Genomic DNA, 10,005 nt, shown 5'->3' with positions numbered 1-10,005 from the left:
CCGGCTGGTCGCAAACCTCCTGGCAAGGGGAGGTGAAAAACCTCGCGGGCAGCGCCGGTGCCTGGCTCGCCGACATCACCATGTTTACCTTCGGGGCCTTCTCCTATCTGGTGCCCCCCCTGGTAGTGCTGCTTGGCTGGAGCCTGTTCTGGCGCCCGAGCAAGCTGCTGGAAGTGGATTACCTCACCCTGTCGGTACGGATCATCGGCTTCGTGCTGACGGTGCTTGGCATGTCCGCCATCGCCAGCATGAACTTCAACGACTTGCAGAACTTTTCCGCCGGCGGCCTGGTGGGGGATGTGATCGCCTCCGCCGTGGTGCCGCTGTTTGGCGGCGTGGGGGCCAACCTGATGCTGCTCTGCTTCGTGGCGACCGGCATCACCCTCTTTACCGGCTGGTCCTGGCTCACCATCGTCGAGCGCATCGGTGCCGCCTGCACCGGCTCAGTCAGCGCCATCTACCATTTCCCTACCACTCTTGGCCGCTGGCTCACCGGTGGCTGGCGTCAGCCCCGCTATGAGGGGCCGGATCCCCTGCTGGAAGGGGGCGTGGGCAGCTTCGATCAGGAAGAGGATGACGAAGACCCCCACGGCAGCTGGACACGCAACCCCAAGGCGAAGAATCGCGCTCAAAAGACAAAAGCTGACGAATGGCTGCCGGAGCTTGACGAAGACACCTTCCAGTTCGATCCGCAGTTTGACGACGAAGAGGACGAGGCTCCGGCGCCTGCCGCCAAGGGCAAGCGCGTGGCCAATGGCCGTCCGCGTCCTGCCGTGCGCCAGGAAGAAGATGACCTCGACTTGCCCTGGGCGGAGGGGGATGACGAACCCGATGTTCCCGTTGCCGCTGCGCCGGTGAAAGCCAAGCGCCGTCCCCAGCCCGGTCTGGCCCCTTTGCCGAGCATCGATCTGCTGGACAGGCCGCCCGCCAAGACCCAGATGATGAGCAAGGACGAGCTGGAGCGCATGGGCCGGCTGGTGGAGGCGAAGCTCGCCGATTACAACGTGCAGGCCAAGGTGGTGGGCGTCTATCCCGGTCCCGTCATTACCCGCTTCGAACTGGACCTGGCGCCGGGCATGAAGGCGAGCAAGATCACCAATCTTTCCCGGGATCTCGCCCGTTCTCTCTCTGCCAGCAGCGTGCGGGTGGTGGAAGTGATCCCGGGCAAGACGTTCGTCGGGATCGAGCTGCCCAACCGGGTACGCCAGACCGTCTACCTGCGGGAAACCCTCGACTGCGAGGCGTTCGCGGCCAGCCGCAATCCGCTCACCATGGGGCTGGGTCAGGACATCGCGGGGGAACCCGTGGTGGTGAACCTCGCCAAGATGCCCCACCTGCTGGTGGCGGGTACCACGGGCTCGGGCAAGTCGGTGGGGGTGAACACCATGATCATCTCCATGCTCTACAAATCCTCCCCCGAGGATCTGCGCTTCATCATGATCGACCCCAAGATGCTGGAGCTCTCGGTCTATGAAGGCATTCCGCATCTGCTGACCGAGGTGGTCACCGACATGAAGGATGCCGCCAACGCCCTGCGCTGGTGCGTAGGCGAGATGGAGCGTCGTTACAAGCTGATGTCCGCGGTCGGGGTGCGCAACCTCAAGGGGTACAACGACAAGGTGCTGGCCGCCATCGAGGCGGGGGATCCCCTAGTCGACCCCCTGTGGCGTCCGGGCGACTCCATGGATCAGATGCCGCCGGAGCTGGAAAAACTGCCCCACATCGTGGTGGTGGTGGACGAGTTTGCCGACATGATGATGATCGTCGGCAAGAAGGTGGAGGAGCTTATCGCCCGTATCGCCCAGAAGGCGCGGGCGGCCGGTATTCACCTTATCCTCGCGACCCAGCGCCCGTCGGTGGATGTCATTACCGGCCTCATCAAGGCCAACATCCCGACCCGTATCTCCTTCCAGGTGTCGAGCAAGATCGATTCGCGCACCATCCTGGACCAGGGGGGCGCCGAATCCCTGCTCGGCATGGGTGACATGCTCTACATGCCTGCCGGCACCTCCAACCCCACCCGGGTCCACGGTGCCTTCGTCGATGACCACGAGGTACACAAGGTGGTGGCGGACTGGAAACTGCGTGGTGAGCCGGATTACATCGACGAGATCCTCTCCGGCGAGTCGGACGGCGAGGGCGGCGGTGGCGACTTCGGCGGGGGCGGCGATGAAGAGCTCGATCCCCTGTTCGACGAGGCGGTGGCCTTCGTGGTGGAATCCCGCCGTGGCTCCACCTCCAGCGTCCAGCGCAAGTTCAAGATCGGTTACAACCGGGCGGCCCGTCTCATCGAGCAGATGGAAAACCAGGGCATCGTCAGCGCCCCGGGCGGCAATGGCCAGCGCGACGTGCTGGCACCGCCGCCGGTCCGTGACTAAGCCTCACATCATCCTGGCCATGCCCTCTGCGGGCGTGGCCTTTTATCGAGAACCTCCCTATGAAGAGCCTGATGAAAAAACAACTGTTGATGGGTTCAATTCTGCTGGTCGCCAGCAGCCAGGTATGGGCCGATGCGGCCAGCGATCTCAAGGAGAAGCTCTCCTCCGTCAATGTCTTCTCCGCCACATTTGCCCAGACCGTCTATGACAGCAAGGGCAAGGAGCTGCAAAAGGCGAGCGGCTCCCTGCTGGTGCAGCGGCCCAACCGCTTCAACTGGCACACTACCTCCCCGGACGAGAGCCTGATCGTGGCCGATGGCAAGGATGTGTGGGTGTACGACCCCTTCGTCGAGCAGGTCACCGCCCTCAAGATGAAGGATGCGGTGCTCAACACCCCCTTCGTGCTCATCGCGGGCAACGACAACAGCCTCTGGAAGAACTATGACGTGACCCAGGAAGGGGATGTCTACACCGTCACCAGCCGTAACAAGGACGAGCTGATCGCCTCCTTTCGCATCACCTTCGACCGTCAGAACAACATCAGTCGCTTCGACGTGAAAGAGGCCCAGGGCCAGTGGAGCGAGTTCGTCTTAAGTGGTTTTGATCGCAAGCCGGTGCTCAAGGGCAACGAGTTCGTGTTCAAGATCCCGAAGGGGGTCGAGCTGGACGACCAGCGTTGATGAGCCAGCCGTTACCGGCGTTATCGTCTGACCGGGCGTCATGGACGACCGGTCAGCTGCAAGGTCAATGCAGATGAGCAATTTATCCCTGGATTTCTCCTCGGACTTTCGTCCGCTGGCGGCCCGGATGAGGCCGCAAACCCTCGAGCAGTACATCGGCCAGCAGCATATCCTGGGGCCGGACAAGCCCCTGCGAAAAGCGATCCTGGCGGGGCACTGCCACTCCATGATCCTCTGGGGCCCCCCCGGCACCGGCAAGACCACGCTGGCAGAACTGGTTGCCCACTACTGCCAGGCGGAGGTGGAGCGGCTCTCGGCGGTCACCTCCGGCATCAAGGAGATCCGCGCCGCCCTCGACAAGGCGAAGGAGAACGGCTGGCGTGGGGTGCGCACCATCCTGTTCGTGGATGAAGTCCACCGCTTCAACAAGAGCCAGCAGGATGTCTTCCTGCCCCACATCGAAGACGGCACCATCACCTTCATCGGCGCCACCACCGAGAACCCCTCGTTCGAGCTCAACAATGCGCTGCTCTCCCGGGCCCGGGTCTATCTGCTCAAGAGGCTGGAGGAGCAGGACATCCTCGCCATGATCGATCAGGCGATGCAGGATGCTCGCGGGCTCAATGACCCTAGCCTACGCTTTGCCCCCGGGGCCAAGGAGGCGCTGGCGAAAGCCGTGGACGGGGACGGGCGCAAGTCTCTGAACTATCTGGAGCTCCTGGCCGACATGGCCGAGGCCGACAGCTCAGGGGCGCGGGTGATCGACAGTACCCTGCTCGCCGCCGTGGTGGGGGAGCACGTGGCCCGTTTCGACAAGGGCGGCGATCACTTCTACGACCTCATCTCGGCGGTGCACAAGTCCATTCGCGGCTCGGCGCCGGATGCGGCCCTCTACTGGTATGCCCGCATGGTGAGCGCCGGCTGCGATCCCCTCTACATCGCCCGTCGCTTGCTGGCCATTGCCTCGGAAGATGTGGGCAACGCCGATCCCCGTGCCATGCAGGTGGCGCTCTCGGCCTGGGACTGCTTCCATCGCATCGGCCCGGCGGAAGGGGAGCGGGCCATCGCCCAGGCCATCGTCTACCTCGCCTGCGCCCCCAAGAGCAATGCGGTCTACACCGCCTGGAAGGCGGCGCTTCACGACGCCAAGAACCTGCCGGACTTCGAGGTGCCGCCGCACCTTCGCAATGCACCGACCAAGCTGATGAGCGAGCTGGGCTACGGCGCCGAGTATCGCTACGCCCACGACGAGCCGGGGGCCTATGCGGCCGGCGAGCAGTACTTCCCCCCGGAGCTTGCTGGCAAGCAGTACTATCAGCCCACCGAGCGGGGGCTTGAGAAGCAGATAGCCCAGAAGCTCGACTATCTGCATGAGCTGGACAAGCAGAGCCCGCGCAAGCGATAGGAAAGACCTTCAGGTTCCTTGCCCGGAAAAGGGCACGGCAAAGGCATCAGGGGAGGGGGTTCCCGGCAAAAACGGGCGCAATAGTCCCTGTTCGGGCGGGGGGGCGGTCTGCTACACTGCCCGTCTGACCCCGGTTGTCTTGGCCTTGCACCATCTTCTTGATTTCGAAGGCCCGATTCCGAAGGCAAAGGGGTGCGCCAACCGATGTTAACTTCCGGATCTGTTTCCCAACCCGGTCACGATGACCCGGGCCCAGATCCCATTAAAAAAAGTAGGTAAACCATGCTGGATCCCAAATATCTGCGCAGCGACATCACCGAAGCTGCCGCTCGTCTGGCGACACGTGGCTACGTTCTGGACGTAGCGGCGGTCAATGTTCTGGAAGAGAAACGCAAGGATCTGCAGTCCCGCACCCAGGAGCTGCAGGCCGAGCGCAACGCCCGCTCCAAGTCCATCGGTGAGGCTGCCCGTCGTGGTGAAGATGTTGCCCCCCTCAAGGCCGAGGTGACCAAGATCAACGACGAGCTCGAGACCAGCAAGGTCGAGCTGGAGGCCCTGCTGGCCCAGCTCAAGGGGATCGCCGACGCCATCCCCAACCTGCCGAGCGAGACCACCCCGGTGGGCCGTGACGAGAACGACAACGTGGAGGTCCGCCGCTGGGGTACCCCGCGTGAGTTCGATTTCCCGGTACGCGATCACATCGATCTGGGTGAGGCGGCCAAGGGGGTCGACTTCAAGAACGGCGTCAAGCTCTCCGGCGCCCGTTTTGTGGTGATGAAGGGCCAGATTGCCCGTCTGCACCGCGCCCTGGCCCAGTTCATGCTGGACCTGCACACCCTGCAGCACGGCTACACCGAGTGCTACGTGCCCTATCTGGTCAACCCGGACAGCCTGTACGGCACCGGCCAGCTGCCCAAGTTCTCCCAGGATCTCTTCAATACCGGCATCGAAGGGGAAGGGGAAGACGAAGGCAAGGTGCGCAAGTTCTCCCTCATCCCGACCTCCGAAGTGCCGCTCACCAACATGGCCCGTGACGAGATCTTCGACGAGCAGGAGCTGCCCATCAAGATGACCGCCCACAGCCCCTGCTTCCGCTCCGAAGCGGGCTCCTACGGTCGTGATACCCGTGGCCTCATCCGTATGCACCAGTTCGACAAGGTCGAGATGGTGCAACTGGTGCACCCGGAAAAATCCTGGGATGCCCTGGAAGAGATGGTGGGCCACGCCGAGAAGGTGCTGCAACTGCTGGAGCTGCCGTATCGCGTGATGGCGCTTTCCACCGGTGACATGGGCTTCTGCGCCGCCAAGACCTACGATCTGGAAGTGTGGCTGCCGGCCCAGAACACCTACCGCGAGATCTCGTCTGTCTCCAACTGCACCGACTTCCAGGCGCGCCGCATGCAGGCTCGCGTGCGCATCGACGGCAAGCCCCAGCTGATCCACACCCTGAACGGCTCCGGCCTGGCGGTGGGTCGCACCCTGGTGGCCGTGCTCGAGAACTACCAGCAGGCAGATGGCCGCATCGCCATCCCGGCTGCGCTGCAATCCTATATGGGCGGCCTGACCCACATCGGGTAAGCGCTCGTTGCAGACGACAACGCCATGGCATGCCATGGCGTTGTGCATTCTGGGCCCGGGAAACCCGCCGCAAGGGGAAGGGATAGCTCCCTTCGGGCCTGTAACACAATTTTATCAAGCATTGCGCAATCGTTTTTGTTAGACTGCGCCGCAATTTCGCAGGACATCTTTTTCTATGGTCTGGATTGATTACGCCATCATCGGCATCGTCGGTTTCTCCGCCCTCATCAGCCTGGTGCGCGGCTTTCTCAAGGAGGCCATGTCTCTGGTCACCTGGTTCGTCGCCTTTTTCATTGCCAGCCATTTCTATCCCGATCTCGCCGTCTATTTCACCTCTTTCTCCGATGCCATGGTGCGCAACGGTCTGGCCATCGCCGCCCTGTTCGTGGCGACCCTGATCCTGGGGAGCGTGGTGAACTACGTGGTGGGCCTGCTGGTGGAAAAGACCGGGCTTTCCGGCACAGACAGGGTGCTCGGGGTCTGTTTTGGCGCCATTCGCGGGGTGCTGATCGTCAGCGCCCTGCTGTTTTTCATGGATACCTTCACCAGCCTCTCCCAGAGCGACTGGTGGGTGGCGTCCAGGCTGGTGCCGGAGTTCAAGCCGGTGATCCAGTGGTTTTTCGGGTTCATGATGAACTCGTCCAGTTTTCTTCAACAGGTACAGTGACTTCGAGGTAGCAAAGACATGTGCGGTATTGTCGGTATAGTTGGCACCACCCCCGTCAATCAGGCCCTCTACGACGCCTTGACGGTGTTGCAGCACAGGGGACAGGATGCCGCCGGGATCGTGACCATTGACAGTGGAAACTTCCGGCAACGCAAGGCCAACGGTCTGGTGAAGGATGTGTTTGAAGTGCGCCACATGCAGCGCCTGAAAGGGAATATCGGCATCGGACACGTCCGTTATCCCACCGCAGGCAGCTCCAGTGCGGCAGAGGCGCAGCCGTTTTACGTGAACTCCCCCTACGGCATGGTGCTGGCCCACAACGGCAACCTCACCAACGCCAAGGAGCTCAAGGAGCAGCAGTTCAAGGTGGCCCGCCGCCACATCAACACCACCTCGGACTCCGAAGTGCTGTTGAACGTGCTGGCCCACGAGCTGGACTTGTGCGACAAGATGGCGCTGCGCCCGGAAGATATCTTCTCGGCGGTGCGCAAGGTGCACCAGCAGATCCGCGGCGCCTATGCCGTGGTCTCTCTGGTGATCGGCCACGGCCTCATCGGGTTCCGCGACCCGAACGGCATTCGCCCGCTGATCCTGGGTCGCCGGGTCGACGAGCAGGGGCAGGTGGAGTACATGCTCGCCTCCGAGAGCGTGGCCCTCGACGCCATCGGCTTCGAGACGGTGCGTGACGTCGCCCCGGGCGAGGCCATCTACATCACCGAGCAGGGCCAGCTCTTCTCCGAGCAGTGTGCGGAGAACCCGCAGATGAACCCCTGCATCTTCGAATACGTCTACTTCGCCCGCCCCGACTCCTTCATCGACAAGGTCTCCGTCTATGCCGCCCGCCTCAACATGGGTCGCAAGCTGGGCCAGAAGATCGCACGGGAGTGGGACGATCTCGACGTGGACGTGGTCATTCCCATCCCCGAGACCTCCTGCGACGTGGCGCTGGAAATCGCCCACACCCTGGGCCTTCCGTACCGTCAGGGCTTCGTGAAGAACCGCTACATCGGCCGTACCTTCATCATGCCGGGCCAGACCCAGCGCAAGAAGTCGGTGCGCCGCAAGCTCAACGCCATCAGCTCCGAATTCAAGGGCAAGAAGGTGTTGCTGGTGGACGACTCCATCGTGCGGGGCACCACCTCCGAGCAGATCATCCAGATGGCCCGTGAAGCGGGGGCCGCCAAGGTCTACTTCGCCTCGGCCGCGCCGGAAATTCGCTTCCCCAACGTCTACGGCATCGACATGCCCACCGCCAACGAGCTCATTGCCCATGGCCGTGAAGTGGAAGAGGTGTGCAAGCTTATCGGTGCCGACGGCCTCATCTTCCAGGATCTGGAAGATCTGGAAGAGGCGGTGCGGGAGATCAACCCCGAGCTGCGCCACTTCGAGACCTCGGTCTTCAACGGTCACTATGTGACCTCCGACGTGGATCAGGGTTATCTGGACCACCTCAATGCCCTGCGCAGCGACGACAACAAGGCGGTGCGCGAGTGGCAGGAAGGGACCAGCAACCTCGAGATCTTCAACGAAGGCAGTTAAACGTTTTCAGATTGCCAGCGCGATGAAAAAAGATGGGGGCCTAGGCCCCCATCTTGTATTCGTGCACTCGGCGCAGCGCCTGGACAACCCACACAAGGGTCCTCAGGCCAGATCCTCCCCGTTGCTCGCGATCACCTTTTGGTACCACCAGAACGACTTCTTGCGCCGGCGGGTCAGGGTGCCATGGCCGGCGTCGTCCCGGTCCACGTGGACGAAGCCATAGCGCTTGCTCATCTCGCCGGTGGAGGCGGAGACGAGATCGATGCAGCCCCAGCTGGTGTACCCCATCAGGGGCACGCCGTCCTCGATGGCGTCCCCCATGGCCTCGATGTGGGCGCGCAGGTAGGCGATGCGGTAGTCGTCCTCTATCTCCCCTTGCTCGTTCACTTCGTCCACTGCACCCAGGCCGTTTTCCACCAGGAAGAGGGGCTTCTGGTAGCGTTCGTGCAAGGTGTTGAGGGTGATGCGAAGGCCCAGGGGATCGATGCCCCAGCCCCACTCGCTCACCTCGATGTGGGGATTGCGCAGGGACTTGACCACGTTGGCCTCGCTGGTGTTGCCCGCATTCATGTCGGCGGCGGCGCAGCGGGAGGCGTAGTAGCTGAAGGAGACGAAATCCACGGTGTGCCTGAGGATCTCGTCATCTTCCGGCCCCTTCACCAGGGTGATCCCCTTGTCACGAAATACCCTCTGCGCATAGGCCGGATAGGCGCCCCTGGCTTGCACGTCGATGAAGAGGAGGTTCTCCCGATCTTTCTGGAGGGCGGTCCAGACGTCGGCGGGCTTGCAGGAGTAGGGGTAGAAGTTGCCCCCCGCCAGCATGCAGCCCACCTGGTTGGCCGGGTTCACCTCGTGGGCGATCCGGGTCGCCAGGGCGCTGGCCACCAGCTCGTGGTGGGCGGCCTGATACTTCACCTGATCCTGGTGCTCCCCTTGCTCGAACACCAGCCCCGCCCCGGAGAAGGGGCTGTGCAGCAGGATGTTGATCTCGTTGAAGGTGAGCCAATACTTCACCAGGCCGTCGAACTGCTCGAAGCAGGTGCGGGCGTAGCGGGTGAAAAACTCCACCATCTGGCGGTTGCGCCAGGAGCCGTACTCGGTCACCAGGTGCATGGGCACATCGAAGTGGCACAGGGTCACCAGGGGCTCGATGTTGTACTTTCTGCACTCCTCGAACACCGCGCGGTAGAAGGCGATGCCCTCGGCATTGGGCTCGCGCTCGTCCCCCCTGGGGTAGAGACGGGCCCAGGCGATGGAGGTGCGAAACACGGTGAAGCCCATCTCGGCCATCAGGGCGATGTCCTCCCGATAGCGGTGATAGAAATCGATAGCCCCGTGGCTTGGGTAGAACTCGTCATCTTGCAGGGTGATGCGCTTCTCCTGGCCGAGTTTGACCGCCATGCGGCGCGGGCCATGGGGGATCATGTCCACCGTGGTCAGCCCCTTGCCCCCCTCGAGATAGCCGCCCTCCGCCTGATTGGCGGCCAGGGCACCGCCCCAGAGAAAGCCCTCGGGAAATCTTGTTAACGACATTGGTTACCTCTTGTCATGTCTGAATGGGGTGTCACAGTCCGGCCTGCGCCTGCGCCTGCGCCTGCGCCTGCGCCTGGCTCGTGGCGACGGGTTGCACGGGCTCGGCGCGGGGGGCCGGGCTCTCGACCGGGATGTCCTCGAACCCCATCACCAGGGTCAGCACGAAGGAGAGCACCACGGAGAGGGCCATCACGCCGAACACCCAGGCGATGGTCATGGACTGTG

7 protein-coding genes and 1 pseudogene are annotated in these 10,005 nt (G+C 62.9%); 6 read left to right on the top strand and 2 right to left on the bottom strand.

What is annotated here, in order from left to right; genetic code table 11:
* From AACR77_RS19080 to purF, 6 genes are all read left to right on the top strand, one after another.
* Nucleotides 1–2,378, top strand: a 2,378-nt coding sequence (locus tag AACR77_RS19080) for a DNA translocase FtsK (RefSeq protein WP_042878749.1), incomplete at its 5' end; no start/stop codon positions are given.
* Nucleotides 2,379–2,449: 71 nt separating this feature from the next.
* Nucleotides 2,450–3,058: an outer membrane lipoprotein chaperone LolA gene (lolA, locus tag AACR77_RS19075; protein WP_041215917.1), complete on the top strand. Its 609-nt coding sequence runs from the start codon at nt 2,450–2,452 to the stop codon at nt 3,056–3,058.
* A gap of 67 nt (nt 3,059–3,125) precedes the next feature.
* On the top strand, nt 3,126–4,463 hold the full coding sequence (locus tag AACR77_RS19070; protein ID WP_042878748.1) for a replication-associated recombination protein A: 1,338 nt from the start codon (nt 3,126–3,128) through the stop codon (nt 4,461–4,463).
* Between the two features lie 282 nt (nt 4,464–4,745).
* The gene (gene serS, locus AACR77_RS19065; RefSeq protein ID WP_039039009.1) at nt 4,746–6,041 is read left to right on the top strand and encodes a serine--tRNA ligase; all 1,296 of its coding nucleotides are present in this window, start codon (nt 4,746–4,748) and stop codon (nt 6,039–6,041) included.
* 175 nt (nt 6,042–6,216) lie between these two features.
* Nucleotides 6,217–6,708: a CvpA family protein gene (locus AACR77_RS19060; RefSeq protein WP_010674522.1), complete on the top strand. Its 492-nt coding sequence runs from the start codon at nt 6,217–6,219 to the stop codon at nt 6,706–6,708.
* 18 nt (nt 6,709–6,726) lie between these two features.
* Nucleotides 6,727–8,247 (top strand): amidophosphoribosyltransferase, encoded by a 1,521-nt coding sequence (gene purF / locus AACR77_RS19055; RefSeq protein ID WP_010674523.1) that lies wholly within the window; start codon nt 6,727–6,729, stop codon nt 8,245–8,247.
* Between the two features lie 102 nt (nt 8,248–8,349).
* On the opposite strand, the gene AACR77_RS19050 is transcribed toward purF, so the two are convergent.
* Complete coding sequence (locus AACR77_RS19050) at nt 8,350–9,780, bottom strand: 6-phospho-beta-glucosidase (protein ID WP_042878746.1); 1,431 nt, start codon at nt 9,778–9,780, stop codon at nt 8,350–8,352.
* Between the two features lie 31 nt (nt 9,781–9,811).
* Nucleotides 9,812–10,005: pseudogene (locus tag AACR77_RS19045) on the bottom strand (hypothetical protein); the annotation flags it as partial.

Source organism: Aeromonas sp. ZOR0002 (genome assembly GCF_963866995.1).
Classification (GTDB): domain Bacteria; phylum Pseudomonadota; class Gammaproteobacteria; order Enterobacterales; family Aeromonadaceae; genus Aeromonas; species Aeromonas caviae.
This window is presented reverse-complemented; position numbering and strand designations above follow the sequence as displayed.